Origin of the sequence: Prosthecobacter debontii, from assembly GCF_900167535.1 — a bacterium.
GTDB classification, from domain to species: Bacteria; Verrucomicrobiota; Verrucomicrobiia; order Verrucomicrobiales; family Verrucomicrobiaceae; genus Prosthecobacter; species Prosthecobacter debontii.
Map to the genome: position 1 here is coordinate 175,926 of NZ_FUYE01000002.1, position 25,328 is coordinate 201,253.

Consider the following 25,328-nt stretch of genomic DNA (forward strand, 5'->3'; position numbering starts at 1 on the left):
TTCTTTTGATTTAGCATTCTTTTTGTTATGGCAGAATACGTTGGCATTGACCTCGGAACCACGCTCTCCGGGCTCGCTTATCTAAAACCGGATGGCAATCCGGAAATCGTTCCCAATTCCGATGGCGAACGGCTGACGCCTTCCGTCGTTTTCTTTGAGGCGCACGAAGACATCAAGCTTGTGGGTAGCCCGGCCCGGGATGGTGGCGACCCTGATCGCACGGTCTTCCAGATCAAACGCCACATGGATGACCCCGAGTATCTGGTGGAAATCGATGGCAAGAAATGGACCCCCGCCGAGATCTCCGCCCTCATCTTGGCCAAGCTCAAGCGCGATTGCACCAAGATCATCGGCGACATCAACGAGGTGGTCATCACCGTGCCGGCGAACTTTAACGAACTGGCACGTAAGAGCACCATCGCTGCGGCAGAGATGGCGGGCATGCGCGTGCGTCGCCTCGTGAATGAACCGACCGCAGCCGCGGTTTATTATGCGCATCACCAAGGGGTGAAGGGCCGCATCCTGGTCTATGACTTGGGCGGTGGCACCTTGGACGTGACCATCCTGCAGGTGGAGGGCGATAACATCCGCATCCTCACCAGTGAAGGCGCACGCCATCTGGGCGGCAGCAACTTCGATGATCTACTGCTGGAGTCCTACGCCGAGCAATACACGAAGCAGACCGGTGCTCCCTTGTATTCCGATGAGCGCCATCGCCGCCGTGTGTTGCTGGCCACCGAAGACGCCAAAAAGATGCTGTCGAAGCTGCAACGCGTGAATGACACCGTGGCCAATGACAAAAACGATGGTCTGGCTCGCATTGATCTCACTCGCGATGGCTTTGAAAAAACGATCCGGCACATGCTGACCCGCACCGTGATGCTGGTGGAGCAGGCTCTGGATTCCGCCAAGCTCAAAGCCTCGGAGATTGACCATGTGGTGTTGGTCGGCGGCTCGACGCGTATTCCCAAGGTCAAAACCATCTTGGAGAAGATGTTCGGGAAGACCCCGAAATCCTGCGGCAACGTAGACGAATGCGTGGCCCTCGGTGCTGCCTTGTTCGCCAAAAAATCCTCCCGCATCCAAGAGGTGTGCAATGCCAGCTACGGCACGGTGGCGATGGTCTATAACGCCAAGACGGGTGAGGAAAAACTGATGAACTCCATCGTCATCCCAAAGAACACCCCCATCCCCTGCTCACGCACGCAGGTTTACCAAACCAGCGAGGATAATGAGCGCGTGATCGAGGTGGACATCACCCAGGGCGAGGATGAAGACGCGAAGTTCGTGGACATCATTGGCCGAATCACCCTGGAAGTGCCGCCCAATCGCCCTAAGGGTTGCGAAGTGGCCGTGACCTTCAGCTACGATGAAAACCAGCGCGTGCGCGCCCTGGTGGTGGACAAGCAATCGGGCCGCAGCCGTGAGGTGGCGGTCAGCTACAAGGGGGCTGGCGTGCTCTCAGACGAAGACCTTAAACGCAAGAGCGCCCACCTGCGCACCATGCGCATCGAGTAAACCGGCACTCGCCCTGCCCAACACACCCCCCGCACGCCATGTTCAAAAAGATCCTCCAATCCCTGTCCAAATCGCAAGCCGCCAAGCCCACCGCCGCAGCTCCCCCACCGCGCCAGGAAACCGCGAAACCCGGTGAAGTGCTGCAGAAGATCTCCAAGGTCAGCCCTGCGTCCGCAGCCCCTGTGGAGAAAACCCCCGATGAGCTGTGCGAAATCGCCCCGAAGACTCCCAAAGATCAAGTCCAAGCCCGGCTCAAACTGCTTTACCGACGCTACAATCGTGGTGCTTCCAGCCTCGACCCTAAAATCCGCGCCGAAGCGGACCTCATGCTGGATGCCATCGTGAAAGTACGGGAAAAGTATTTTGGCGAGATTTGAGCCTCACTAGGCCACGGACGCGGCATTCCTCAGCTTGGACGAGGTGACAAACCACTGATAGGCCCCCATCGACACTCACGTCTTGCATCGGGACGATGTGTGCCCAGGAGTGAACATCAGTGGTTCATCCGTTTAAATTGGCCGCTCTGACGTGAGCCAACCTGGATACCACCATCCGGTCGCCTCAGCTTACCGCACGATCCGTCTGGAAGATCCCCGCATGGGCCAGGAAGACCTCCCAATCCCGCACTTGATAGGTGTTGCGGATGAGTTGGGTCACGGGCACTTCACGAGGTGCAGAAGGGCGGCGGAGCAGCTTGAGACCCGCTTCTTCAGGCAGCTTGCTGCCCTTTTTGCTATTCACCTTTTTATCGGCCAGCACGCAGTTATCCCAGGTGCTTTTGCCTCCACGAGAAACGGGAATGACGTGGTCAATGTTCCCCTCACTAGGCTTCAGCTTACGCCCGGTGTATTGACAGACTCCACCATCGCGCTCCCAGATGGCCTTGGCACAGAATTTAGGACGACGCTTCGGCACCCGGTCAAATCGAGCGAGCACGAGCACCGTGGGCACACGAACGGGACCGTGGACGGTGCCAATGGAGTTGTCTCCCTCGTTGACGGGCAGCTTGACCCAGTCTTCCCAGGTGACAGGCGTCATGTCATCTTCGGCAGAGATTTTCAGCGCTGTGGCATTGCCTGTCGCCATCATGCTGAAGGCATCGGCGGGCGTTTTGACGCCGATGGCCTGCCAGTTTCGATTCAAAACCAACACGGTCGTTTTATTCAACACATCGTTCATGCTTTAGCTCCTAATAACGGGAATTGACGGCACGAAGGGACGAAGCGGTGTTCGTTCCTTTATGTTGGGCCAATATCCTGCCGCATCATCGGCGTTTGCCAAGTGGCAATTTTGCCAGCTTTGATGTTACGCCGCTCATCCCCCAGCCTTATGGAGGAAAATCAGCAGGCTTATCGAGGACATTGCTCAAGCGGGAGCGATCAATCCTCCGCCTTTTCTCCTGCAGGGCACATCTTAACGATACGCGGCAGGAATTGCCCGAGCACCTCCACGAGGTCCTGCTGAGCCGCCATCACGCCATGGATGTCTTTGTAAACTCCAGGCACTTCGTCGAGCCCGGCGCTGAGGAGTTCCACCCCGGCCGAGGCGAGTTGCTTGCGCACGCCGCTCCAGGTGAAGCTCTGCTGGGCCTTGCTGCGGCTCATGACGCGACCGGCTCCGTGTGAGGCGCTGTTGAGAGACTCCGCTTTGCCTTGACCACGCACCACGAAGCCTGGTGTGGCCATGGAACCGGGAATGACTCCCAGCTCACCCTGAGAGGCGGGAGTGGCACCTTTACGATGCACCACGACCTCGCGCTCTTGACCGTTGATGAGGTGCGTTTCCTTCCAGGCAAAGTTGTGATGGTTCTCGATGTCTAGGATCACATGAGCTCCTACCTTTTTGGCGATGCGCTTGTGAATGAGAGCATGGTTAGCCGCTGCATAGCGGCCCATCAGGTTCATGGCCGCCCAGTATTCCTGGCCCGCTTCTTCCTCAAAGGTCAGCCAGGCGAGGTGTTTCATCTCTTTGGGCAGGTCGTAACGACGCTCCATGGCGATCTGGCTGTAGTGCTGGCACACTTGAGCTCCAGCGCCTCGCGATCCACTGTGAGACAGCAGAGCCAGATACTCTCCCGGAGGGAGATCAAAACCCGACTCCGTCAGCGCGGCGGCCTGATCGGCATTCACATCGAAAGCACCAAACTCGACGAAGTGATTGCCCGAGCCACTGGTGCCGAGCTGAGCCCAGGCCTTGTCTTTGAATCGTCGGGTGATGGGCGAGACATTCCAGTCCTCATCCATCACCTCATGGTGTCGCTTGTCTTTGAAGGCACCACCCATACCAAAGTTGGTTTCGCTCTCCAGGATATTGGCGAGTCGTCCTTTTTGGCCGGGGATGATATTGGCCTTACGATCATACACACTGAGTCGCATGCGACAGGCGATATCCACGCCCACGGCATAGGGGATCACGCAGTGATCCGTGGCCAGCACACCGCCAATGGGTAGGCCGTAACCTGGATGTGCATCCGGCATCAAAGCACCCGCCACTGCAACAGGCAAAGCACAGGCATTGGCCAGTTGCCGCACCGCTTCAGCATCGAGTCCCGATCCCCATTGCTGCCAGGGGGCAAGCGTATCACGCTGCTTGTAGGCCGGGGCGTAAAGATGACGGGCAAAGACCTCGCGCAGAGGATCACCGAGAAACTTGGCTGGATCTGCGACAATCGCACTGATTTCCTCCTCCAGCTTAGAGGTGTCACCACCCTCGCGGACATAACAGGCGATGAACGCCATGCCCGAAGCAAGAGCCAGTCCCTCGGGCACGCCGAGGTGGATGAGAGATTGAGAGTTCATGGGGAAAGGGGATAGAGGAATAATGGCCAAAGCGGACTGTCTTGAGCTTTGCGCACGGTCACTATTAATGATGACTATAAACTATGATGAGACCCACTGAGCTGATCGCATTGAATGACGTGTCCTCGCTTCGCGATTATGATCCTTCGCTCGACTGGATTGCCCCAGTTGTGACTGGGGGCGGTTTGATTTTGTTTTTGGTTTGCTGGCTACCCTGTGTCATCAAGGTGTGGACGACGGAAGAAGTCATGTCAGGCATGATGAGGGGATGGGGTGGCCTGATCGTTTGGGGACTCATCATGGATTTATCAGGCCCGGCACTCTGGTGGTTGACTGGTAAATCGCAGGTTTTGTATTATTTCCCGCAAGCTCCTAACTTCATGGGTGCTCTTATCGCAGGCTGGCTGAGTGCAGGAATATTGGCGATCTTGGTCTGGGGAGTGAAGCGATCTTGGGTGAGGCTCAGGAGGTGCGTGTAGCGCGCACATAAATCGACGGATCAAATGTCGAAAACGCGTGCGGCATACTTTCCAGCATGCCGCACGCGCGAGGGTTTGAACGAGACGTTTGCGATGGGATCGGCTCAGTCGAGGAAGGCCAAGTTGCTGCGTGAAGGAGAGAGATGCTCTTCATTCATCAGCACACGGCACCAATCGTGAAGCACGATGGTTTCGTGGTCAGGATGACGTACAGAACCACGGGCATACACCCCGGGATTCCGATGCATCTGACGCCAAGACCAACGTTTCGCGGTCGGACGACGCAAGAGCACTTCTTCATACTGCTTCGGCGTGAGTCCGCGTGGGTAGTTTTGGTGCACATACACGACCTCACCGCCTGTGCGATAAAGCTGCTCGACGAGGTGCGGCTTACCACCACCACTGCGTGAGATGGGCTCGTGACGCAGAATGAGCTTGGGATCGACGGCCAGTGGTTTATCCAAAGGCACGAAGAACCACTCTCCCTGACGGCGAAAAGCCACGTTATGACGAGTGTTAGCCTGCCGAGCATTCAGACCTTTACGGGCCTGAGCTTGACGAACAGTCGCTGGTTTGAGGGCCTCCTTGGCCTGCATCACGGTGGATGCACTGCCTGGAACAGCAGCAATAAACCATTCACGTTCATCATGACCACAGAGGAAGCGATCCTTGCGCTTGCCGCCCTCGCTTTTGGCGAGCAGTAGCAGGTGACGGTCATGCTTCTTCTGGTTAAGCAGGAGGAACTCTGCCGTCGCAAGGCTCTCTTCATCACCACTGACAGTAAAATACTGGCCATGACGATCGTGGCCAATATTCAGGGAGTAACCTGAACTGATCTTCGTGCCATCCCAACGCAGAGCACCGGGATGGACTTCCACTTGGAATCGTGCACCGATAGCCTCAAACGCACGTTCAAGATGTTCGAGTTTCATAAGGAATCATCGAATCATCACCCGTGCGATTTTGCCTTCATCAGGCACGCTGGACGGGTGTCACAGCGATCTTCCAAACAAAAGGGAGGTCGGCTGGAAGACGGACCGACGAGCTAGGTTGTTTTGTCATAGTGTTATGGGTGTTAAAGATGGATATCCCTCATTCGAGGAAATAGACCTGCAGGGACACGCACCCTGCTCTGCCGGTTAAAAGCCGACTGCTTCGCTGCCTAAGCTTCAGGTCTGAAAAATGAAAAGAACCTTGGCAACCCTGACGGGATTCGAACCCGTATTGTCCGGGCGAAAGCCGGATGTCCTGAGCCATTAGACGACAGGGTCATGAAGGAACCAAATTGGCGGAACGCGGAGGGCATGCTCCCCATGCGAGTGGAGTCACCGCACGATCTCTTTAGCAAAGAGTCCCGGAGCCTTGTCCGGATCACGTTTCCGTATGAAAAGAAAAGTGTCCCCGGCAGGAGTCGCACCTGCGGCCTGCTGATTCGTAATCAGCCGCTCTCTCTACTGAGCTACGGAGACATGGAATGAAAAGTGCCACACCTTGGATTCGAACCAAGATCCTCTGAGGTCTGAGCTCAGCGCCTCTGCCAGTTGGGCCAGTGCGGCATAACAAGGAGTGAGGCCATATTGGCCTCACGATGACGACAGGATGCCGTCACTCCTAGAGTGATAAAGTCGGTCCGGCTGGATTTGCACCTGCACCTACCGGGTTATGAGCCCGACGCTCTTCTATTAAGCTACAGACCAAAAAAGGAGTCGGATACCCCGGTGCTGCCCCGGGCGCCTCTTGTCTCCAAAACAAGCGAGTTCGCTGGCTCTCTCGTATCCGGTGGAAAATGGACGCGTGCCCCAGACTTGCACTGGGTAAAGTGGCTTTGCAGGCCACCAACTCGGCTCTTTGTCTTGCACGCCAAAAATGAAAAGTGGTTCCCTCGGCCGGTGCTGCCCCGGCACCGTCTCCGTCACAGGGAGGAATGCTACTGTTACACTACGAAGGGAGTTGCCGAAAAGTCGGAATGCCGAATGCTCAATGACGAATGCGCGCCAAGCAGAAGATTGAGCCCCAATAGCCATCTTCGTCATTCGACATTCAATCATTCGTCATTGTGAAAGAGTGCGGTCTGCCGGTGCTGCCCCGGCGCGCTCTGTTTGGAAGACAGACATGCTGGCTGTTACATCAAGACCGCTGAAAAGGTCGCTGGAGTTGGTAGCGTGCCAACCTGTGCGGAGCTTCAGTCCGCCGCTCATCTGTCTGAGCCATCCAGCGTGGTCCCTCCGCGTGGTGACGCTCCACGGTCTTCCGGTTATCAACCGGGTGCTCTACTGTTGAGCTACGGAGGGGAAGGAAAAGTAATGCGGCCACTCTTGGCCGCAGTTGCTGAGGGTGGTTGTATTGGCGGAGCACCCGAGAATCGCACTCGGGACGCCTTCGTGGGCGCAGCGGTTTTCAAGACCGTTTCCTCGTCTATGCCGGACCTGCTCCTTTTGAAATGGCACCCGCGCCAGGATTTGCACCTGGAACCTCAACCGTTAGAACCGTCTTATGCAAGTCTGTTACATCTTGCGGGCATGGAAATGAATGGTGGACCTGGACGGTAACGCTCCGTCACCTGCTGGGTGCAGCGCCATGCGCGATAGCGCAAAGTCGATGGGGTGCGGAGCACTGACTGCCCAGCCGCCGGAGCGGCAAGCCAACTGTGCAACCTTCTACACGACAGGCCCAAACAATGAGTATGGCCACGAAGAGCGAGGCAGAGACAGCCTACCCGAGCCTAGCACCCCTCCGATGGGCGATCCTGTTTCCCAGGGATGTGGCGGATGATCTTCTGCTGTTCTGCCTCGCTCTCCATGATTGATCGTTGGTGGATCGAAATGAAATGGCACGGCGGGTGGGTGCTGCCCCCACATCTTCAGGTTTTGGAGGCCTGCGCATTCCTGGTCTGCCACCGCCGCTTCATGTCGAAAAGCAAGAAAATGAAACTGAAGGGTCGCAGCAAACCACGATCTAGATGTGAGATGAGATGAGTTGCTGCGACCCTTCATAACGTGACGCGGATGGGCATGGGCACATCTCGCGTCACGCATGAAAAGAACGAACACCGCTGCCACGCACGGGATGAAGTCATTCATCGCTGGCGTCGCACCCGCAGGGTATTTCACGGCGGATGTTTCGGTGTTTATGGCACACCTTCCAAAAAGCCTCTTCGTGATGTCTAAAAATGGGCGTGGACTCTCGTTATTCCTGCATCATTGCTTAGGAATACTTACTCGTTCACAAAGGCATGTTTTGATGCGTGAGCATCCATGCCTAGACCTCGTGGGTCAGGGCGACTCCGATGCCCGGCGCATGAGCACTGGAGCCGCTGGCTGGTTGGCATGACAGGCACCTCCTTTAAAAGGTAGAGCCTGCAATGCGCTCTCTATGGGAATAGGTCGGGGTAGGTCTGAAAATCTCCTGGGTTAAAGTGGATCAGGATCCGACAAGGAACTGAAATCGAATCGAAAAACAAAAAGCCCTGCTGCCTTCAGTGGGCGAGCAGGGCTGGAAAGCCTGGTTCTATGGAATAAAACCTGCGGTCTAACCGCGCTGCTCGTAAACCTCCTTGAGTCGGTTAAAACTCCAACCGCCCTCAGGATGGGTGGGGACCATGAAGCCTTTCGTCTCGATGGCACAATACCCCCGCTCCAATGATCCTGGCAGGATCGCCAAGTAGTCGGAGGTGGTGTGTATCGGGTTCATGGAAGGCGTGGGTGAAGTTGTGCTGAGTTTGACATCTCTTTGAGAAACGTCAACTCCATTTCAAAACTTTTTTTATTCGGCGATCTCTTGTTGGAGCTTTTGATCCTTAAGAATACCTAGAGCTAGGGAAAGGCCTTCTCCAAGGCCTCCACATTCGCCTGCATAACGCTCAAGAAATCGCTCTTTTCAGGAACGTTCCCACAGGGAGCAAAGACGAGACTTTTCAGCCCCAGCGCCTGGATCTTAGCCACACTCTCTTGGTTAGGCTCACCTTCCCAGATCATCCACTGAGCGGGATGGGTAGCGAGGATCTTTTGAAGGCCTTCCAGTGCTTGCCCATCGGGCACCGTCTCCGGCTCCCAGAGCACGGCCTGAAGGTTGAGGTCATAGCGTCGGGCCAGGTATTGATACACGGGGTGAGAAGCCATTAATGGTGCTTTCGCAATGCGCTTACCTACCGCTAACAATCTTTGATCCAAAGTCTCCAAGTCTTTTTTCAACGCTGCAAAGCGCTGAGAGATCTCGTCTCCCTTCCCTGTCGGCACGAGTGCCTGTAAAGCGGTGGCGACTTCTTTGGCCTGCAGGATGGCCTGCTGCATATCTAGCCAAGTGGTGAACGCCGTGCCGCTGTGGCTGTGCTCACCGCCAGGGCCATGGCTATGAGTCACTGCATCTTTAACCTCAATGAAATCTTTGGAAAACTCGCTGGAGGAATTCACCACCTTTTCATCCGGTAGAGTCGTGTTATCAACCCATTTGGAGTAGCTGGCTCCATTCATCAGGATGAGATCCGCGGCTTGGAATTTCGCTATGGTTTCATCGTCGGGTTGCCAGAAGGCAGGATCTTCATCCGCGGGTGCTGGGAAATGAACGTCCACCTCATCACCACCGATCCGCTCGGCAAAATACTTGAGTGGGTAATTGGCGACATAGACCTGAGGCTTTGCAGAGGTCTTACCCGCGTTGACCGGAGTTTCCGTCGCAGGTTTGCAAGCCGCCAATAGCAGTCCCAGAGAGAGAGCAAAAAAAGGTTTCATGAGTGAGGATTAAATACGGTCCAAGGGCTTAACGTGGCCACACCACAGAACGTGAAATGTCTGCCACGGTCTTGCAGCCCGTCAGCCCCATGGCCACTTCAAATTCGGCGCGCAGGATGTTCAGCACATGCGCTACACCCACGGCACCTGCCACACTCAGCCCGTAAATGTAAGGGCGACCAATGAGCACTGCACTTGCGCCTAGAGCGATGGCTTTCAAAACATCCGTGCCACGGCGAATACCACCATCCAAAAGCAAAGGCACACGACCTGCCACGGCTGCACTGATCTCCGGCAAAATATCAATGGTCGCAGGAGCCGTATCCAGCACCCGTCCTCCGTGGTTCGAGACGATGATACCCGCCACACCATGCTCCAGTGCTAGAAGCGCATCCTCAGCAGAAAGCACGCCCTTCAGGAGGATCGGCAGGCTTGTAATGGATCGCAGCCAAGCGAGGTCCTCCCAGGTCGGCGCGTCATTGAGGAAAGAACCAAAGGCCACATTTTCTCCCGCTTGTTTCGGGCGGAGATCTGGACCCTTCATGCCTTTCAGATTCACGGCCTCCACACCCGGCGGCATGCGGAACTGCGCACGCTGTAAGCGATTGCGAATGCCATTCAGCGGCGCATCAACCGTCAACACCAGGGCTTGATAACCTGCCGTCTCAGCGCGCTGCACCAGATCTCGTGTAAACGCTCTGTCAGGCTGAATGTAGAGCTGAAACCAAAGGTGTGTCTCGGCGGATCGCGCAATGTCTTCAATGGGCACGGAAGCCCGTGTGCTCACCACCATACCAGCCTTCATAGCAGAAGCGCCCAAAACTGTCGCCAACTCACCCTCTCGATGCGCCATCTTATGATAGGCAATCGGGGCTAGCAAAATCGGATAGTCATGCACCTGCCCCAGCAAGGTCGTTTGAGTGCCGCCGCCTTTCATGTCGCGTAGCACGCGCGGCAGCAGCTTCAGTTTATCGAAGGCCTGGCGGTTCTCGCGAATGGTCACCTCATCTCCGGCACCACCCGAAAAATAAGCCCAGGCTTGCTCACCCAAGTGCTCCCGCGCCAGCGGCTCGTAGTCGGTCAAAGCGACAAGCTCCGGCGGGATCTGGTTCAAGGCTGGCAGAGGAAACGACATCCGTGATGGCCTCAACTCATGCCGCAGAGTTCAGAGCCTGCAAAGTCAAAAGCCCACCTCCAGCATGGAAGCCAGAGATGGGCGTGGTAAAACCGGAAGATGGAAACGGACGCCTCGCTCAGACTTGAAGTGGTTTACTCCGCCTTCTTTTTCTTCTTACCCTTGCCTTTGGCATTGCCCTTTGCAGGCGCAGCGGCAGGAGCCACTTTCTCACCGGGTTTAGGCAGGGCGGCTTTCACGGAGTCCCATTCGGGGTTCAGGGTGGCGGCACGGATGGTCAGGTTACGGAAATCCACCGACTGACCTGCGACAGTGAAGCCTGGGTTCATTTTATCCGTCTTGAAGAGGGCGTCACTGCCCCAGGCGGTCAAGTCGTCCACTTGACCCAGCATGGTGTCGCCCACCATCTCCAGGCGCACTTTGTGCCAGGTGCCGGGACTCAGTTCCGCAGGCAAGCGGGCGAAGACCACCGCTTTATCGGGACCTTCATGATCGTTGTCGTCGCGCTGCACGGTCACGCTTTTGGGCGTGATGTTGATGCGGGCCATGTGATCTTTCACAGCATTGATGGACAGGCTGGTCGTGCGGGCACCCTCAAACTTGAATTCATATTCGATGACGAAATCATTCAGTTTGTTAGGCAGGCGGGTGACCGCGCCGTGTTTATCGGCTTCCAACTCTGAACCGCGCATCACGCCATCCTTGAGTTCCCACTGGCCTTTAGCGGCTTTCCAAGGGGCAGCAGGAGCGGTGTCGAGTTTGCTTTGGTAGATGACCTCACCTGGAATGGCGAGCAAAGGTAGATCAGCAGCACTGGCGATGGAGGCCAGGGCCAGGAAGAGGAGGGCTGGGACTTTCATGGGCCGCTGGAAACGTCCGATAAAACCCGATGTTGCCATGATTTGCATCTCTTGCACCCGCAGCGAGTCCGATGCACTCTGCGGACGATGCGCCTTTTTCTCCGTCCGCTCCTAGCCACCTGCCTCATGCTCCTCAGTGCATGCGCACCTGAGCGGGACCGCGCGGATCTCGTTTTCATCCAAAGCGCCGAGCCTGAGACACTAGACCCAGCCCTGGTGACGGATCAGGTTTCCATGCGCCTTTCCTCAGCCTTGTTTGAGGGCCTCTGCCGGGTCAATCAGGCAGGCCGACCTGAGCCGGGCATGGCCGAGCGATGGGAAGTTTCTGAAGATCGCAAAACCTACACCTTCCACCTGCGTCAGGGCACAACCTGGAGCGATGGCAAACCGGTGACAGCCCAGGATTTCGCCGCTTCCTGGCAACGGGCGCTCGATCCCTCCACGGGGGCAGATTACGCCAGTCTCATGCATGTGATCCGAGGTGGAAAGGATTTCAGCGAGGGCAAGATCCCCTTCTCTGAGGTGGGGGTGAAGGTCGTAAATAATCAGACGCTTCAGGTCACGCTGGAGAATCCCATCCCCTACTTCGTGGATCTCTCCGCCTTCCTCACGCTCGCTCCCGTGCCTGTCGCCACGATTGAAAAACACGGCAGTTCATGGATCAAACCCGCCAACATCGTGACCAACGGCGCTTATCTCCTGGAAGATTGGCGGCTGGACGACCACATTCGGCTGCGCAAAAACCCCTCCTATTGGGATGCCTCCCATGTGAAGATGGCCACCGTGGAAATCAAACCGGTGCAGGATGCCAATACCGCCCTGAGTTACTTTCACACGGGGCAATGCGACCTGATGATGGACAAAGGCATGGTGCCCCCCACGCTGACTCAAAAGCTGAAGCAGCAGCCGTGGTTCCACACCGGTCCCTTCCTAGGCACATGGTTCATCCGCATCAATGTCACACGTGAGCCCTTCACCGATGCGCGTATGCGTCAGGCCTTCGCGCTGGCGGTGGATAAGAAGCGCATTGTCGAAAAGATCACCCAACTCGGCGAAACACCCGCCTGGGGTCTCACCCCTCCGGGGACAGGGCAAAACTACCAGCCACCGGAAGGACTCGATTACAATCCCGAGCGAGCCCGCCAACTCCTGGCCGAGGCAGGTTTTCCAAATGGCAAAGGATTCCCTCGCGTGGAGTATCTTTACATCCCACTTCCGGTGGAAAGGAACATTGCCATCGAGCTGCAATCCATGTGGCAGGAGACCCTAGGCGTGACGGTGAACCTCACCAAGCAGGAGCAAAAAGTCTGGCTGAAATCCATGCGTGAACTGGACTATCATCTCTGCCGTTCCAGTTGGGTGGGAGATTACAATGACCCCAGCACCTTCCTCGACATGTTCATCACTGGCAGCGGCAACAATCGCACCGGTTGGTCTAACCAGGATTACGATCGACTGATTGCCGAAGCGGCCAGTGATCCCGATGTCCAACAACGCAACACAACCTTTCAGCAAGCCGAGAAGACGCTCATCCGTGATGGAGCAGCTATCATCCCGGTTTATTATTATGTCGGCGTGCAGTTTTATCACGATAACAAGCTGCAAGGCGTGCAGGGGAATCTGATCGATGACCACCCGTTCCGCTGCATGAGCTGGAAGTGAGGGTAATCAGCTCGTTCAGCGAATCTCCCGCAATCGCCCTCGGTGCGGCGCACCAGACGCTCCCAAGCACCTTTATCATCCGCCTTCATTTGTAAGCCGACGAAGTGCACGGACACCTTCTCAGGTTGAGCCAACTGCAACTCCTTCATTTTGTCTTCTAAAACCTCATTGGTGATGCGGCCTCCTTGAAGATAGATCTGTTCGAATTGACCATCGGAGATCAGGAAGACCACGTCCGGCTTCATGGCAAATGCCGCATCGAGCCCACAAACCACCCCGTTGGGATTGGGGCTAAAAGCCCCAGCCTGTCCACGTGCCATCTGGCCGCTTTTATTCCATTCCGTGTCGATCCACTGCTTGGCCAGATCACGATTGGCCGGCGGCATGAGCACCAATTCCGTTTTGAAAGGCTTGAAGTTACGCAGGAACTGGATGATGCCGAATTGAACACCCGGCGGCATGTTACTGATGAGCTTGACGGTCTCTTCCGTGATCCGGTTCAAAGGCATGCCGCTGGCCGTCCCGTTCGATCAAGCCGGGGTCCGTCTGCTTCATCAGCTCCTGAGCTAGATTCACGCCGATGAGCCCCGCGTTATTGGCAGGCCAGCTTAGATGTACGAATTTTCCTGCAAGAGCTCCATCAGCCTCTTTTGCCTCGTTGGGCCGGCAAGATTGGCCAGCGCTTCGGTCTCTCCAGTCAAAGACGCGAAATCAATGAACTTCACCTGATTGACTGGGATTGGCACCACCTACGTATTGGAAAAGAAGCGTGCGGAGGCAGCGACTTACTTCGAGCAGCAGTCCCGGCGTCTGTGGGACATGAATCCAGAGACAGCACTCCGAGAGCAGGTGCTGAGGTTGCACTGCTTATAGGAGGTGAATGAGCTGGATCAAGCACGGGCTTTACTGGCTCAACTCCACTCGCTTATGCCCAGGTGACTCAGATTATTCTCTGTACAGATAGGCGCTTGTCAGCGGCATCCTGGGACCACATCAGCCCGTCCGATAGGAGAAAAAGAGGCACAACAGGACAGGGCGCAGCGCCTGGGACATTCGGCTGATGACGACACGTCACCAACCCTCACAGCAGGGAAATGGCCAGAGACGATGTTGTCACAGAAAAAGTGCGGGATTCCCCTCTTCCCAAGGCACCCAACCAAGCCGATCAAGCCCATCGTCAGAAAAAAGGACACCCCCTCTGGAGTTTTCCCCACTTGACTCTGGATGAGACCGCCCGCAACTTCCCCGCCCTTTTCCAAAACCCTCCTATGGCCCAAGAAACATCCCTCCTCCTGCTCAAGCCCGACTGCGTCGCCCAAGGTCTGAATGGCGAAGTCCTGAAGCGTCTGGAGGCCGAGGGCTTCCGTGTGCGCGGCATCAAGATGATCCAGCTCACCGACGAGATCCTGAAAGATCACTACTCCCACATCGCCGACAAGCCTTTCTTCCCTGAAGTGGCTGGTTTCATGAAGAGCAAGCCTGTCATCGCCGTGGCTCTGGGTGGCGAAAACGTCATCTCCCACGTCCGCGACCTGCTCGGCCCAACGGACTCCAAGGCAGCTCCTAAAGGCACCATCCGTGGTGATTTCGGCTCCGACAAAATGACCAATGTCGTTCACGCTTCGGATTCCCCGGAAGCAGCGGCCATCGAGTTGAAACGATTCTTCAAAGACGGCGAAATCTTCTCTTATTAACCCTTCCGGCGCAAAAAGATGCGTTCCGGGGTTGACGCGCCCGCGTCCTCGGCTACTATCGCGCCCCAATTTTTTTCCAGGAGCACTCACATGGCTAAAGTCTGTCAAATCACCGGAGTCGGCGTTACACGCGGCCATCACATCCATCGCAGCGGTAAAGCTAAGAAGGAAGGTGGTATCGGTAAACACATCACCAAGCGTGTGAAGCGCGTTATTTTCCCGAACCTGCGTCAGAAGCGCATCTTCGTGCCTGAGCTGAATCAGTGGGTGAGCGTCAAGCTGACCGCTCGCGCTCTCAAGACCCTGGACAAGAACGGCGCTTACAAGACGCTGAAGGCCGCTGGTCTGATCTAATTTTGATTGTTGGCATCATCGCCAATGATGTTTGAAAGGCAGGTTCGCAAGAACCTGCCTTTTGCATTTTCTACGCCTAACAGGAGAAGCCGCGAGAGAAGCGTCGCCTTTCTTTCACCCAAAACTCCCCTTATCCTGCGGATTAGCCGACTCCCCTTGCTCGCCTCTTGACCAAAGGCCAGAACGCTTTCTTGTGGGACTTCCCCCTTTCCGGCGCTTCCGCGCTTTCTTTTTTCACAACTGGTCCCAACCTCTGATCCACTTTTATGAACCTCACACGCACAGCCTACGGCACCTGGAGTGGTGGCAAATACATGCATTTCGGCGAGATGCTGGACGATGACCGCTACATCGCCATGATCCGCCGCGCCTTCGACAAGGGCGTGCGAACCTTCGTCACCGCCGATGTCTATGGTGCAGGCCGTGCGGACTCCATGCTCGGTCAGGCTCTACAGTGCCTGCCCCGTGACGAATATTGCCTCGTCGGCATAGTCGGTCATGATTTCTACACCGGCCTTCGCTCTGGGGCCAAGGGCTACCCTCGCTTCACGGACGCCGGTCTGCACAAACCCGAGCAATATGAGAGCTACCTCACCATGGCGACTGAAGAGTCTCTGAAACGCTGCCAGGCGAGTAAGTTCGACTGCCTCATGCTTCACAACCCCGACACCATCGGTTACACCAGCGAAGATGTCTGGAAGGCCATGGCTGCGCTCAAAGACAAAGGCCTCGCGGATCGCCTAGGCATCGCCCCTGGTCCCGCCAATGGCTTCACACTCGATATGATCGATTGCTTCGAGCGCTTCGGAGATCTTGTGGATTGGGCCATGATTATCCTCAATCCTCTAGAGCCCTGGCCAGGCCAGCACGTGCTCCCTGCCGCTAAAAAGCATGGCGTGGATATCCTCACCCGCGTGGTGGATTACGGAGGTATCTTTCACGATGACGTCAAACCCGGTCACAAATTCCGCGATGGCGACCACCGCAGCTTCCGCCCCGCAGGCTGGGTGGAGCATGCCGGAGAGAAGCTGGAGAAAATCCGCCACATTGCCGACAAGCACGGACTCACCATGATCCAACTGGCCTGCCTGTGGGATCTGGCACAGGAACCCGTGAAAAGTGTCGTGCCGACCCTGATTCAGGAAGCCGGTGAAGAAGCGAAAAGCATCGAAAGCAAGCTGGATGAACTCGCTGCCCTGCCAGTGGAAAACATCCTGAGCCCTGAGGAAGTCGAAGAGATCCGCCAAATCGGTGACAACACCGGCTGCATGATGCTGAAAGGTGCCAGCCAGCGTCATGAAGGCCAAGAGCCACGCCCCGATGAATGGCCGATGCGCCCCGAACTGCTGTCCCTTGCGGGTCGCTGGGGGCTAGGAAACAGTTGGTAAGAGACCTGCGTCAGTCTTCTTTAAAAACACGGATCGCTCCCATGGGTCCGTGTTTTTCTTTTTGCACAGAGTGCCACCCAATTTCATTTCCAGAATAAAAAAGGCGATATCCAGTGAGGATATCGCCTTTCTAAAAAGAATTAATTCGGGCTCAGCCGTCGTTGATTACCAACGCTCATCGCCTTCGTCGCCGCCTTTACGGCTGCGGTCGCGATCCCAGCTCTTGCCGCCACGGCCACCGCCGCCACCGCCACCACCGTAGCCGCCACGGCCACCGCCGCCGCCACCACCACCACCGTAGCCGCCACGGCCACCGCCGCCGCCGCCACCAAAGCCGCCACGGCCACCGCCGCCGCCGCCGCCACCAAAGGCCGGGCGCTCTTCTTTAGGACGAGCTTCATTGACTGTCAGGGAACGGCCATTGAAGTCTTTTCCGTGCAGGTTCGTAATAGCCGCTGTCATGGCTTCTGGTGTGTCCATCGTGACAAAAGCAAAGCCACGTGGCCGGCCGCTCTCGCGGTCCATCGGAAGGAACACATCCGTCACGCCGCCGTATTGGGCGAAGAGATCACGCACATCTACATCGGTGGCGCTGAAGGGGAGGTTCCCCACATACATTTTCGTATTCATTTCTTTAATTAACTGAGAGTTCACTGAATCTGATTAGCCAGAACCCTCACCGACGACACCTTCACCTGTGAACTTCTGGACCTAACCCTTCAAACAGGTGGACGCTCGGCAGGAGTCGTCGATGTGTCGGAGCAATGCAAGCATTATTCTTGACACTTAATCAGAGCACTGATGTGCGGTTTTAAACCCGTCTGGTTTGTTTATCCGACGCATGAGCCCCCTTTGTCTGCTTAGATAAGCTGCGAATATTCGACATATCCCCTCGATAGGCGGTTAGGATGCTGGATGAACTGGACTCAATAACCCAACCAAGGGCCGAGCCATTTTTCCACCTGCTCCACGCTCATGCCTTTACGGGAAGCATAGTCTTCGATCTGGTCTTTACCGATCACACTGATGCCGAAGTAATGGGCCTCAGGGTGGCTGAAATACAGGCCGCTGACCGCGCTGCCGGGATGCATGGCCATGCTCTCGGTGAGTTCAACGCCGGTTTGGGCTGTGGCATTCAGGAGATCGAACAGGATCGGTTTCTCCGTGTGGTCAGGCTGCGCGGGATAACCCGGTGCTGGACGAATACCGCGATACTTTTCCTTCACCATCTCCTCAGTCGTCAGATCGCCGGGCTTTTCATAACCCCAAGCAAAACGTGCCTGCTGGTGTAAATATTCAGCACAAGCTTCCGCCAACCGGTCGGCCACTGCCTTCGTCAGAATGCCATGATAAGGATCATGCGCGGCGTCGAATTCCTTGGCGAACTCATCGGCTCCATGGATACCCACGGCAAATCCGCCGATGTAATCCGCACGGCCACTGGCTTTCGGGGCGACGTAATCGCTTAACGCAAAGTTAGGCTTGTCCTTCTTGATCACTTGCTGACGCAGCGTGTGGAAGACGGTCTTCACCGCGCTACGGCTGTCATCGGGATAAACCTCAATGTCATCCCCAATGCTGTTGGCGGGGAAGAACCCGATCACGCCACGAGCCGTGAAGCGCTTCTCCGCCACGATGCGATCCAGCAGAGCCTGAGCATCATTGTAAAGCTTCAGCGCCTCCGCTTCCGCCTTCACTTTCATCTCCGCGTCTTCATGGGCGGAATTGAAACGACCTTCATCAGGTAGCCAGCGGCCACGCAGCTCCCAGGAATGAAAGAAGGGGGACCAGTCAATGAAAGCGCGCAGAGTGGGGATGAGATCAGGACCCTCGTAAACTTTCGTCCCCGTGAAGCTTGGTGTCGCGATCTCTTGAGTGTTCCAGTCGCAGAGGAATCCTTTCTCGCGGGACTCCGCCAAGCTGAGTAATTCACGATCCTTCTTCTTGCCGTATTCCTCACGCAGCCTGGCGTGACGAGCTTCGTTCTGCTTCACGAAACCGTCTTTCTGGTCTTCACTCAGGAGAGAGGTTGTCACCGGCACGCTGCGGGAGGCATCCAGCACATGCACGATGCTACCGCTGTATTTTGGCGCGATCTTGATGGCTGTGTGGGCGGCGCTGGTGGTGGCTCCGCCGATGAGCAGTGGTTGGGTAAACCCAAGACGCTCCATTTCGCTGGCCACATGCACCATTTCATCCAGAGAAGGCGTGATCAAACCGCTGAGCCCGATGACGTCTGCACCGACTTCCTTGGCTTTGTCCAAAATCTTCTCGCAGGGCACCATCACGCCCATGTCAGTCACTTCAAATCCGTTACAGGCCAGCACGATACCGACGATGTTTTTGCCGATGTCATGCACGTCACCCTTCACCGTGGCGAGCACGATCTTGCCGGCACTACGCTGGTTCGGATTCGCGTTCTTTTCCTCCTCCATGTAAGGCTGGAGATAAGCCACGCTCTGCTTCATCACGCGGGCGCTTTTCACCACCTGAGGAAGGAACATTTTACCAGCACCGAAGAGGTCCCCCACCACGCTCATGCCATCCATGAGCGGGCCTTCGATCACGGCGAGAGGACGCCCGAGCTTAGCGAGCGCTTCAGCCGTGTCTTCATTGATAAAATCCGTGATGCCCTTGAGCAAAGCATGCTCCAAGCGCTTCTCCACGCTGGCTTCGCGCCAGCTCATGTCGATCTCCGCTTTCTTCGCGCTGCCCGCCTGCCCTTTGAACTGCTCGGCGTAGTCCACCAGGATCTCGGTGGCGTCGGGACGGCGGTTCAGGATCACATCCTCCACCTTCACCAGCATCTCTTGCGGGATCTCTTCATAGACCTCCAGCATGCCTGCATTCACGATGCCCATGTCCATGCCTGCCTTAATGGCATGGTACAGGAACACGCTGTGCATGGCCTCACGCACCTTGTTGTTACCGCGGAAGCTGAAGCTGACGTTACTCACCCCACCACTGACCTTAGCATGCGGCAGGTTCTCCTTAATCCAACGCGTGGCGTTGATGAAGTCGAGGGCGTAGTTGTTGTGCTCCTCGATCCCGGTAGCGACTGTGAGGATGTTGGGGTCGAAAATGATGTCTTCGGGAGGGAAACCGACCTCGTCCACGAGGATGCGATAAGCACGTTCGCAAATACGAATCTTGTCGTCGAAGGTCGCTGCCTGGCCTTGTTCATCAAAAGCCATGACCACAGTTGCGGCACCGTATTGTTTGATCTTAACGGCATATTCCTTGAACTTCGCCTCCCCTTCCTTCAGAGAGATGGAGTTCACGATGCCCTTGCCTTGCAAGCACTTGAGACCGGCCTCGATGATCTCCCACTTGGAGGAGTCCACCATGATCGGCACCTTGTTCACCTCGGGCTCGGTTTGCAGGAGGATCAAAAACTTCGTCATCATGGCCACGCCATCGATGAGGCCTTCGTCCATGCAGACGTCGATCACATTGGCACCGCTCTCCACCTGCTGACGGGCGATGGCCACACCTTCCTCCAGCTTGCCTTCCTTGATGAGCTTGGCGAACTTGGGCGAGCCCGCCACGTTGGTGCGTTCGCCGATCATCAGGTAAGGCGGACGCACATTGGCATCGCCCGTATTCAGCACGAACGGCTGGGAACCGCTGAGGCGCATGGTATGCGGATCTGCTGGCACCTCACGTGGGGCCAAACCTTCCACGGCTTTAGCAATCGCCGCGATGTGCTCCGGTGTATTGCCACAGCAGCCGCCCATGATATTGACGAAGCCACTACCGCCGAAATCCTTGGCAAAGTTGGCCATGTCTGGCGGCAGCAGGTCAAAGCCAGTTGGGGCCAACGGATTAGGCATCCCCGCGTTGGGATAGGCCGAAACAAAGCAATCCGCCTTCGACGAAAGTTCCGCCAGGAAAGGACGCATTTTATCTGGGCCTAACGAGCAGTTCAGACCGATGGACAGCGGGTTGACATGACGCATGGCGTTCAGATAAGCCTCGGTCACCTGACCTGAGATCATCGTCTCACCGCCTGGGCCCACCGCCGCGCTGATTTGCACCGGCAGTTCAACCTTATCCTCTTCAAACACCTCGCGAATCGCCACCAGAGCGGTCTTGGCATTTAGGGAATCGAAAATGGTTTCCACCAGCAGGGTATCCACACCACCGGCAATCAGCGCCCGGATCTGGTGTTTATACGCCTGCTTGACCTGATCAAAGGTCACGTAACGGAAGCTCAGGTCCGTGAGATCGGGAAACTGCGACAGTGAGACCGTGAGGGGCCCAATAGCCCCGGCGACGTAGCGCTTACGCCCCGTCTGCTCACCGACGATATCGGCCCATTTGCGGCATTGCTCGGCAGACTTAAAGTTGATCTCCCAGGCGAGGTCATTGAGGAACTTATCCTCCAAAACCGTCTGGAAAAACGCCGGATCTTTGCGCATGCCCTCCGGCACTTCTTTGAAGAACTCCGCCTGAGCGATGCTGGTCCCTGAGAAGGTGTTCGTCTCGATGATATCCGCACCGGCCTCCAAGAAGCGACGGTGGATGTCCTCGATGACGTCCGGGCGAGTCAACGAGAGGATGTCGCCATTGTTCAGCAGGTCCTTCTCATTCTTCAAAAAGCGATCCCCACGAGCATCCGCCTCCTTCAGACCATACCCGCGAATCGTCGTCCCCATGGCCCCATCAATGACCAGGATGCGTTGACGCATAGCGGCTTCGAGTTCGGAACGGACATTGGGACGGGCAGGCATAGCCTGAACCTACCCCCAAGCCGGGTGCCGTCAATCTCCCATCAACGCATCATGATGTGAGGATGGGAGATATAAAAAGGCATTATTAAGCTATCTTAACCGTTCCACACAAACGTCACGGGCTTCTCGATATCAGGGTGCAGGCTCTGATGAACGGGGCAGGCAAGTGCGGTGGCTTCCAGCACTTTGCGGTCAGGATGGTCCTCAGGCAGAGGGATCTCGATCGTAATCGGAAGTTGCACGATGCGACGCGGGGAGTCAGCGCTCATGTGCTTCTCCACGCTCACCTTCATGCCTGTGATGTCATAGCCTTTTTGCTGGGCCTTAATGTTCATCACCGTCGCCATACAAGCCGCCAGAGCTGTGGCCACGAGATCCGTGGGAGAAAAGGATTCGCCTTTGCCGTGGTTATCCACGGGGGCATCGGTGATGATTTGAGTCTGGGAAGGACCATGCGTGGCTTGGCAACGCAGGCCACCGAGGTAATCGACAGTGATGGAAACAGCCATGAGCCACCCTACACATGGATCATGCGGGCGAGCATCGAAAATCTGTGAATTTCGTTATGCGAGCTTTGAGCGTTGAGCCCGGCCATGGCGGATCAACCATAGGAGACCCATGGCCCATATCAACGAACTCAAGATCTGTCTGCCTGGATGAACTGGTGGGCGTGGGACGGGTGGCCAGATCACGATTTCGGGCGTCTTTTCACCCTCGATCAGAAGCATCCACTTCGCTTCTTTGCCGGGCAGCTTTTCATTCTGAGTCCAGAGCAAGACATCCAGGGGATTTTTCTCCGGCACGCCCAGCACGATGTGATCCGTATGGGGGCGCCATTTCCAGATGCCCGTGAGTAATTGGTGAGTCTGCCCTTCGGGTGGTGGAGCCATGGCTGTCGGTGCCGTGGGGTCCCATTCCATGCGAGTTTCAAACCTTAAGGGCTCCAATTCCTCAAGTCGCTGTGTCTGCCCCCCGAGATAAACGTGAAAGGAATTCAGCACCGCTTCACGAGCCGCCGCTTCATCCGGAATCAGCGGATTGCCACCATAGTCAGCGGTGATCTCCAGGGTCACGCGCTCGGGTTGAACCTCCAGTTTAGCCAGGAGAAACTCGCAGGCGTGTGCGTGCAGATGGTTAGCCCCTAAAAAAGAAAGGAGGCAGAGGGTGAACGCCAACGTCCACCTTGTTGGGTGTGCTCGCCAAACAAACCGGGGGAACGTGATGGTCCCCCCTATGGATGAATGAGTTCTATCGCGCGTCGGGATCATTTCTTATTCCAGCGCAGCACGCGACCGAAGAGATTCCATTCTGTCTCCAGAATGTTGCCTGCGTTGTCAAAGGTAATGCCGTGGGGGGAGGTGACGGTGCCCTGCTGCCAATCCTTGGGCTCCACCTTGGGGGTATTGGTCTGGCCAGCGGTGTCATTGACCCCGAGGGAGGCTACCTGCTTGCCTTCCTTATCCCACACGCTCACCCGACCTGCGATCTCCGCGATGCAAACGAGGTCACCATGGAAGGAAGCGCTGCTCGGACGACGCAGACCTTCTTCGGCATAAACGCTGATCAGATTGCCCTCCAAGTCCAGGTGCAGGATGCGGTTGTTGCCACGGTCGCAGGCTAAGATGCGGGCGGGTTCATAGCGACGATCAATGAAGATCTTGTGCGTGTTGCTCAGCTTCAGGGGCTCGCCTCGGCCTCCGAAGACTTTCTTGAACTTGCCGGCTCGATCAAAGACGAAGATCCAATCAATGCCATAGCCATCCACCACGTAGATGTCGCCATTCGGAGCCACGTCACAGTTGGTCAGCTTCAGGCCTTTCGGGCCCGCTTTATCGGCGGGAAAAGCGCTGGTGGGGATCTCCATCACGATGCTGCTATCGAGCTTGGCCTTGATCACACGCGCCTCACCCAGCACTGCGCCGAAGAGGTATTCGTGGCCTTCATCCTCACGAATCACAAAACCATGCAGAGAGTTGGGGAGAGGCAGTGCCTTGATGAACTTGCCATCCGGACCATAGACTTGCACACCTGCGTCCTTATTTTCGGGTCCTTGGACGCTCACATAGAAGTTGCCCGCACTGTCGCAAGCAATCTCACCGTGACCATTGCCGATGGTTTCCTTGCCTGCCGGTGGCGTGATAAAATTGGGGGCGAACTCATAAGCCACGTCAGCCAAAGCCGTGCTGCTCAAAGCCAAGATGCTGAAAAGGGAGAAAAAAGGATGTCTCATAAAGAAGGGAGCGGATGAAACCGAAGCTCATTCCAAACGAAACGCGCTCCATCCGTCAATCACCAAAGACATGCTGAATCCGCGTGCGTGTGTGTGTCATCCTGCGGAGAGCACCTCCCCCCAAGCTTGCAAAGCCACCACCCTGGCTCACTGTGGGGAGGTGCCACGCTTGCTCTTCATTCTCGCTCTCCTGCCTTGCCTGATTGTGTCGGGTTTGCGGGCTCAGACGTTTGAGGAGACGCTGGGACTGCAACCGAGCTATCTCACGATGGAGGAGGCTCTGCACCGAGTGCTGGAAAAAAGCCTGGATGTGCGCATCGAGTGGCTGAACTGGGCGATTGCTGAGGCCCAAACTCAAGGAGCCTGGGGAAAGTTTGAGCCGTCTTACTTTCTCAGTTCCACCTGGAGAGAATCCAACCTCCCGCAAAATGCTCTGGAGTATGTGCAGACGGGCGGCTTTCTGGTGCCGTTGGATGAGCCCAATATGTTCAAGCAACAGAGCTTCCTCACTCAAACGGGCCTTGAGGGTCGGCTGCCTCTAGGAACCCAATACAGGCTCTTTGCCAGCTTGGGTGAATTTCGCAATGATCTGAACCGTCAGCGTCCGCCTGCCATTTTTTATCCCGAGTATGGTGCGGCCGTCGGAGTGACACTCACCCAACCGCTGCTACGTGACTTTGGCCCAAGCGTGAATCTCGCTGAAGTGCGCATCAGCCGCCGCAACGAAGCCATTGCCGACAGTCAATGGGAGGCACGGCTACAGCGCAGCATCGCTGAGGTGATGTTGGACTATTACGATCTAATCTTTGCCATGGAGAATCTGGAGGTGAAACGAGAGGTCGTTCTCTTTGCTCAACAGTTGGTTCGCGAAAATCAAAAACGACTGGAGGCCGGAGTGCTCTCTCCAGCCGAGGTGCAAGAGGCAGAGGTCGCGGTCGCGGTCGCGCGCGAGGAAGTCATTGCGGCCATGAGCTTTGCCGTAGAGAAACAGCGCCGCTTAAAAAGCCAGATCCTTGGCTCCCTGGAGGAAGGGGCTGGCCTCATCTTTTTACCACGGGACGCGCTGCCCATCATCTCCCCTCGCACGGATCGCCAACAGCTTTTGCAAACCGCTTTGGCGCGCCGCCCCGATCATCGTGCCGCCATCGAGGAAGCTGAAAAGCAGGCCATCGTGGTGAAATACACACGCAATCAATTGCTCCCGCGCCTGGACCTCCAGGCCACGCTCTCCGCCAACGGCCTGAGCGGAGACCGCAGCGGAGCCTTTCAAGAAGCCTTCGACCGTCAGGGCTATGATACCCAGGTAGGCTTCCAGCTTAGCATCCCGCTTGGCAATCGAACGGCTCGATCTAGCAATGCCGTGGCCGAGCATCGCCAGCAGCAGGCGATCCTAAATATCGCGAGGTCCGAACTCAACGTGTCTGTGGAGCTGGATACGGTCATCGCTCAAGTGAAGGCAGCGCGGGCACGTCTAGACACCACCAAAGAATCCATGCGCTTGAGCCAACGCCTGCTGGAGACGGAGCAAAAACGGTTAGGCGAGGGACTAGCACGCACGTTCGACGTACTCAAAGCACGCAATGACCTCGCCGATGCCAGCACGCGCCGCATTGCAGCCTTGGCCGACTATAACAAGGCGGCCACGCAGCTGGCCCTCATCAGCGGCATTTTGCTCGAGCGTCAAGGCATTCGCATTGATCGCAGCCGCCAGCAGCCGCAGGCTGTGAAGACGGAGAAATAGCCTGCCCGC

Annotated in this window: 21 protein-coding genes and 7 tRNA genes; 8 read left to right on the top strand and 20 right to left on the bottom strand. The window is 56.4% G+C overall.

Features of this window, described 5'->3' with window-relative positions; translation table 11 throughout:
• The first annotated feature begins 27 nt into the window (after positions 1 to 27).
• Both B5D61_RS03125 and B5D61_RS03130 read left to right on the top strand, forming a co-directional pair.
• Positions 28 to 1,518 (top strand): Hsp70 family protein, encoded by a 1,491-nt coding sequence (locus B5D61_RS03125; RefSeq protein WP_078811853.1) that lies wholly within the window; start codon positions 28 to 30, stop codon positions 1,516 to 1,518.
• A 38-nt stretch (positions 1,519 to 1,556) separates the two neighbouring features.
• Entirely contained in the window at positions 1,557 to 1,895 is a 339-nt protein-coding gene (locus B5D61_RS03130) for a hypothetical protein (protein WP_078811854.1), read from the top strand.
• Positions 1,896 to 2,079: 184 nt separating this feature from the next.
• On the opposite strand, the gene B5D61_RS03135 is transcribed toward B5D61_RS03130, so the two are convergent.
• A complete protein-coding gene (locus B5D61_RS03135; RefSeq protein WP_078811855.1) occupies positions 2,080 to 2,697 on the bottom strand; it encodes an HNH endonuclease in 618 nt (205 codons plus the stop codon).
• Between the two features lie 200 nt (positions 2,698 to 2,897).
• Complete coding sequence (locus B5D61_RS03140) at positions 2,898 to 4,316, bottom strand: RtcB family protein (RefSeq protein ID WP_078811856.1); 1,419 nt, start codon at positions 4,314 to 4,316, stop codon at positions 2,898 to 2,900.
• An 83-nt stretch (positions 4,317 to 4,399) separates the two neighbouring features.
• On the opposite strand from B5D61_RS03140, the gene B5D61_RS26070 reads away from it, so the two are divergent.
• Complete coding sequence (locus B5D61_RS26070; RefSeq protein WP_078811857.1) at positions 4,400 to 4,795, top strand: hypothetical protein; 396 nt, start codon at positions 4,400 to 4,402, stop codon at positions 4,793 to 4,795.
• A 104-nt stretch (positions 4,796 to 4,899) separates the two neighbouring features.
• Here the strand turns inward: B5D61_RS26070 and B5D61_RS03150 are convergent, their stop codons facing one another.
• The 12 genes from B5D61_RS03150 to B5D61_RS03195 all read right to left on the bottom strand — a co-directional run bounded on the left by B5D61_RS03150 (position 4,900) and on the right by B5D61_RS03195 (position 11,517).
• Entirely contained in the window at positions 4,900 to 5,727 is an 828-nt protein-coding gene (locus B5D61_RS03150; RefSeq protein ID WP_078811858.1) for a hypothetical protein, read from the bottom strand.
• A 263-nt stretch (positions 5,728 to 5,990) separates the two neighbouring features.
• Positions 5,991 to 6,066: transfer RNA gene (locus tag B5D61_RS03155), tRNA-Glu, on the bottom strand.
• Between the two features lie 125 nt (positions 6,067 to 6,191).
• Positions 6,192 to 6,264: transfer RNA gene (locus B5D61_RS03160), tRNA-Arg, on the bottom strand.
• A gap of 13 nt (positions 6,265 to 6,277) precedes the next feature.
• Positions 6,278 to 6,351, bottom strand: a tRNA-Leu gene (locus B5D61_RS03165).
• A 69-nt stretch (positions 6,352 to 6,420) separates the two neighbouring features.
• Positions 6,421 to 6,492, bottom strand: a tRNA-Met gene (locus B5D61_RS03170).
• A gap of 520 nt (positions 6,493 to 7,012) precedes the next feature.
• A tRNA-Ile gene (locus B5D61_RS03175) sits at positions 7,013 to 7,086 on the bottom strand.
• 53 nt (positions 7,087 to 7,139) lie between these two features.
• A tRNA-Ser gene (locus B5D61_RS26075) sits at positions 7,140 to 7,228 on the bottom strand.
• A gap of 395 nt (positions 7,229 to 7,623) precedes the next feature.
• Positions 7,624 to 7,698, bottom strand: a tRNA-Trp gene (locus tag B5D61_RS26080).
• A gap of 625 nt (positions 7,699 to 8,323) precedes the next feature.
• Complete coding sequence (locus B5D61_RS26085) at positions 8,324 to 8,485, bottom strand: hypothetical protein (protein ID WP_176159197.1); 162 nt, start codon at positions 8,483 to 8,485, stop codon at positions 8,324 to 8,326.
• Between the two features lie 122 nt (positions 8,486 to 8,607).
• Positions 8,608 to 9,522: a metal ABC transporter substrate-binding protein gene (locus B5D61_RS03185; RefSeq protein ID WP_078811860.1), complete on the bottom strand. Its 915-nt coding sequence runs from the start codon at positions 9,520 to 9,522 to the stop codon at positions 8,608 to 8,610.
• Between the two features lie 28 nt (positions 9,523 to 9,550).
• Positions 9,551 to 10,657 carry an alpha-hydroxy acid oxidase gene (locus B5D61_RS03190; protein ID WP_078811861.1) on the bottom strand — a complete coding sequence of 369 codons (1,107 nt, stop codon included), beginning with the start codon at positions 10,655 to 10,657 and terminating at the stop codon, positions 9,551 to 9,553.
• A gap of 134 nt (positions 10,658 to 10,791) precedes the next feature.
• Positions 10,792 to 11,517: a 3-keto-alpha-glucoside-1,2-lyase-like domain-containing protein gene (locus B5D61_RS03195; protein WP_078811862.1), complete on the bottom strand. Its 726-nt coding sequence runs from the start codon at positions 11,515 to 11,517 to the stop codon at positions 10,792 to 10,794.
• A 126-nt stretch (positions 11,518 to 11,643) separates the two neighbouring features.
• Here B5D61_RS03195 and B5D61_RS03200 point away from each other — a divergent pair, with 126 nt between their 5' ends.
• Positions 11,644 to 13,179: a peptide ABC transporter substrate-binding protein gene (locus tag B5D61_RS03200; RefSeq protein WP_245846443.1), complete on the top strand. Its 1,536-nt coding sequence runs from the start codon at positions 11,644 to 11,646 to the stop codon at positions 13,177 to 13,179.
• Here the strand turns inward: B5D61_RS03200 and B5D61_RS03205 are convergent.
• A complete protein-coding gene (locus B5D61_RS03205; protein WP_139373027.1) occupies positions 13,104 to 13,688 on the bottom strand; it encodes a vWA domain-containing protein in 585 nt (194 codons plus the stop codon). The genes B5D61_RS03200 and B5D61_RS03205 overlap by 76 nt on opposite strands.
• A 759-nt stretch (positions 13,689 to 14,447) precedes the next feature.
• Here B5D61_RS03205 and ndk point away from each other — a divergent pair.
• From ndk to B5D61_RS03220, 3 genes are all read left to right on the top strand, one after another.
• Positions 14,448 to 14,873, top strand: coding sequence for a nucleoside-diphosphate kinase (gene ndk / locus B5D61_RS03210; RefSeq protein ID WP_078812162.1), 426 nt, complete (start codon positions 14,448 to 14,450; stop codon positions 14,871 to 14,873).
• A gap of 90 nt (positions 14,874 to 14,963) precedes the next feature.
• Entirely contained in the window at positions 14,964 to 15,227 is a 264-nt protein-coding gene (gene rpmB, locus B5D61_RS03215; RefSeq protein ID WP_078811865.1) for a 50S ribosomal protein L28, read from the top strand.
• Between the two features lie 266 nt (positions 15,228 to 15,493).
• Positions 15,494 to 16,615 (top strand): aldo/keto reductase, encoded by a 1,122-nt coding sequence (locus B5D61_RS03220; protein WP_078811866.1) that lies wholly within the window; start codon positions 15,494 to 15,496, stop codon positions 16,613 to 16,615.
• 165 nt (positions 16,616 to 16,780) lie between these two features.
• On the opposite strand, the gene B5D61_RS03225 is transcribed toward B5D61_RS03220, so the two are convergent.
• From B5D61_RS03225 to B5D61_RS03245, 5 genes are all read right to left on the bottom strand, one after another.
• Positions 16,781 to 17,245: an RNA recognition motif domain-containing protein gene (locus tag B5D61_RS03225; protein WP_078811867.1), complete on the bottom strand. Its 465-nt coding sequence runs from the start codon at positions 17,243 to 17,245 to the stop codon at positions 16,781 to 16,783.
• Between the two features lie 296 nt (positions 17,246 to 17,541).
• On the bottom strand, positions 17,542 to 21,348 hold the full coding sequence (metH, locus tag B5D61_RS03230) for a methionine synthase (protein ID WP_078811868.1): 3,807 nt from the start codon (positions 21,346 to 21,348) through the stop codon (positions 17,542 to 17,544).
• A 95-nt stretch (positions 21,349 to 21,443) separates the two neighbouring features.
• On the bottom strand, positions 21,444 to 21,857 hold the full coding sequence (locus B5D61_RS03235) for an OsmC family protein (RefSeq protein WP_078811869.1): 414 nt from the start codon (positions 21,855 to 21,857) through the stop codon (positions 21,444 to 21,446).
• Positions 21,858 to 21,911: 54 nt separating this feature from the next.
• Positions 21,912 to 22,523, bottom strand: coding sequence for a hypothetical protein (locus B5D61_RS03240; protein WP_078811870.1), 612 nt, complete (start codon positions 22,521 to 22,523; stop codon positions 21,912 to 21,914).
• Positions 22,524 to 22,612: 89 nt separating this feature from the next.
• A complete protein-coding gene (locus B5D61_RS03245) occupies positions 22,613 to 23,578 on the bottom strand; it encodes a 6-bladed beta-propeller (RefSeq protein ID WP_139373028.1) in 966 nt (321 codons plus the stop codon).
• A gap of 70 nt (positions 23,579 to 23,648) precedes the next feature.
• Here B5D61_RS03245 and B5D61_RS03250 point away from each other — a divergent pair, with 70 nt between their 5' ends.
• A complete protein-coding gene (locus tag B5D61_RS03250) occupies positions 23,649 to 25,319 on the top strand; it encodes a TolC family protein (RefSeq protein ID WP_176159198.1) in 1,671 nt (556 codons plus the stop codon).
• Positions 25,320 to 25,328: the final 9 nt, after the last annotated feature.

Excerpts from the sequence above, each read along its gene's own strand:
- B5D61_RS03125 (WP_078811853.1), top strand. The coding sequence starts at position 28 with ATGGCAGAATACGTTGGCATTGACCTCGGAACCACGCTCTCCGGGCTC.
- B5D61_RS03130 (WP_078811854.1), top strand. The coding sequence starts at position 1,557 with ATGTTCAAAAAGATCCTCCAATCCCTGTCCAAATCGCAAGCCGCCAAG.
- B5D61_RS03135 (WP_078811855.1), bottom strand. The coding sequence starts at position 2,697 with ATGAACGATGTGTTGAATAAAACGACCGTGTTGGTTTTGAATCGAAAC.
- B5D61_RS03140 (WP_078811856.1), bottom strand. The coding sequence starts at position 4,316 with ATGAACTCTCAATCTCTCATCCACCTCGGCGTGCCCGAGGGACTGGCT.
- B5D61_RS26070 (WP_078811857.1), top strand. The coding sequence starts at position 4,400 with ATGATGAGACCCACTGAGCTGATCGCATTGAATGACGTGTCCTCGCTT.
- B5D61_RS03150 (WP_078811858.1), bottom strand. The coding sequence starts at position 5,727 with ATGAAACTCGAACATCTTGAACGTGCGTTTGAGGCTATCGGTGCACGA.
- B5D61_RS26085 (WP_176159197.1), bottom strand. The coding sequence starts at position 8,485 with ATGAACCCGATACACACCACCTCCGACTACTTGGCGATCCTGCCAGGA.
- B5D61_RS03185 (WP_078811860.1), bottom strand. The coding sequence starts at position 9,522 with ATGAAACCTTTTTTTGCTCTCTCTCTGGGACTGCTATTGGCGGCTTGC.
- B5D61_RS03190 (WP_078811861.1), bottom strand. The coding sequence starts at position 10,657 with ATGTCGTTTCCTCTGCCAGCCTTGAACCAGATCCCGCCGGAGCTTGTC.
- B5D61_RS03195 (WP_078811862.1), bottom strand. The coding sequence starts at position 11,517 with ATGAAAGTCCCAGCCCTCCTCTTCCTGGCCCTGGCCTCCATCGCCAGT.
- B5D61_RS03200 (WP_245846443.1), top strand. The coding sequence starts at position 11,644 with ATGCTCCTCAGTGCATGCGCACCTGAGCGGGACCGCGCGGATCTCGTT.
- B5D61_RS03205 (WP_139373027.1), bottom strand. The coding sequence starts at position 13,688 with ATGCCTTTGAACCGGATCACGGAAGAGACCGTCAAGCTCATCAGTAAC.
- ndk (WP_078812162.1), top strand. The coding sequence starts at position 14,448 with ATGGCCCAAGAAACATCCCTCCTCCTGCTCAAGCCCGACTGCGTCGCC.
- rpmB (WP_078811865.1), top strand. The coding sequence starts at position 14,964 with ATGGCTAAAGTCTGTCAAATCACCGGAGTCGGCGTTACACGCGGCCAT.
- B5D61_RS03220 (WP_078811866.1), top strand. The coding sequence starts at position 15,494 with ATGAACCTCACACGCACAGCCTACGGCACCTGGAGTGGTGGCAAATAC.
- B5D61_RS03225 (WP_078811867.1), bottom strand. The coding sequence starts at position 17,245 with ATGAATACGAAAATGTATGTGGGGAACCTCCCCTTCAGCGCCACCGAT.
- metH (WP_078811868.1), bottom strand. The coding sequence starts at position 21,348 with ATGCCTGCCCGTCCCAATGTCCGTTCCGAACTCGAAGCCGCTATGCGT.
- B5D61_RS03235 (WP_078811869.1), bottom strand. The coding sequence starts at position 21,857 with ATGGCTGTTTCCATCACTGTCGATTACCTCGGTGGCCTGCGTTGCCAA.
- B5D61_RS03245 (WP_139373028.1), bottom strand. The coding sequence starts at position 23,578 with ATGAGACATCCTTTTTTCTCCCTTTTCAGCATCTTGGCTTTGAGCAGC.
- B5D61_RS03250 (WP_176159198.1), top strand. The coding sequence starts at position 23,649 with ATGCTGAATCCGCGTGCGTGTGTGTGTCATCCTGCGGAGAGCACCTCC.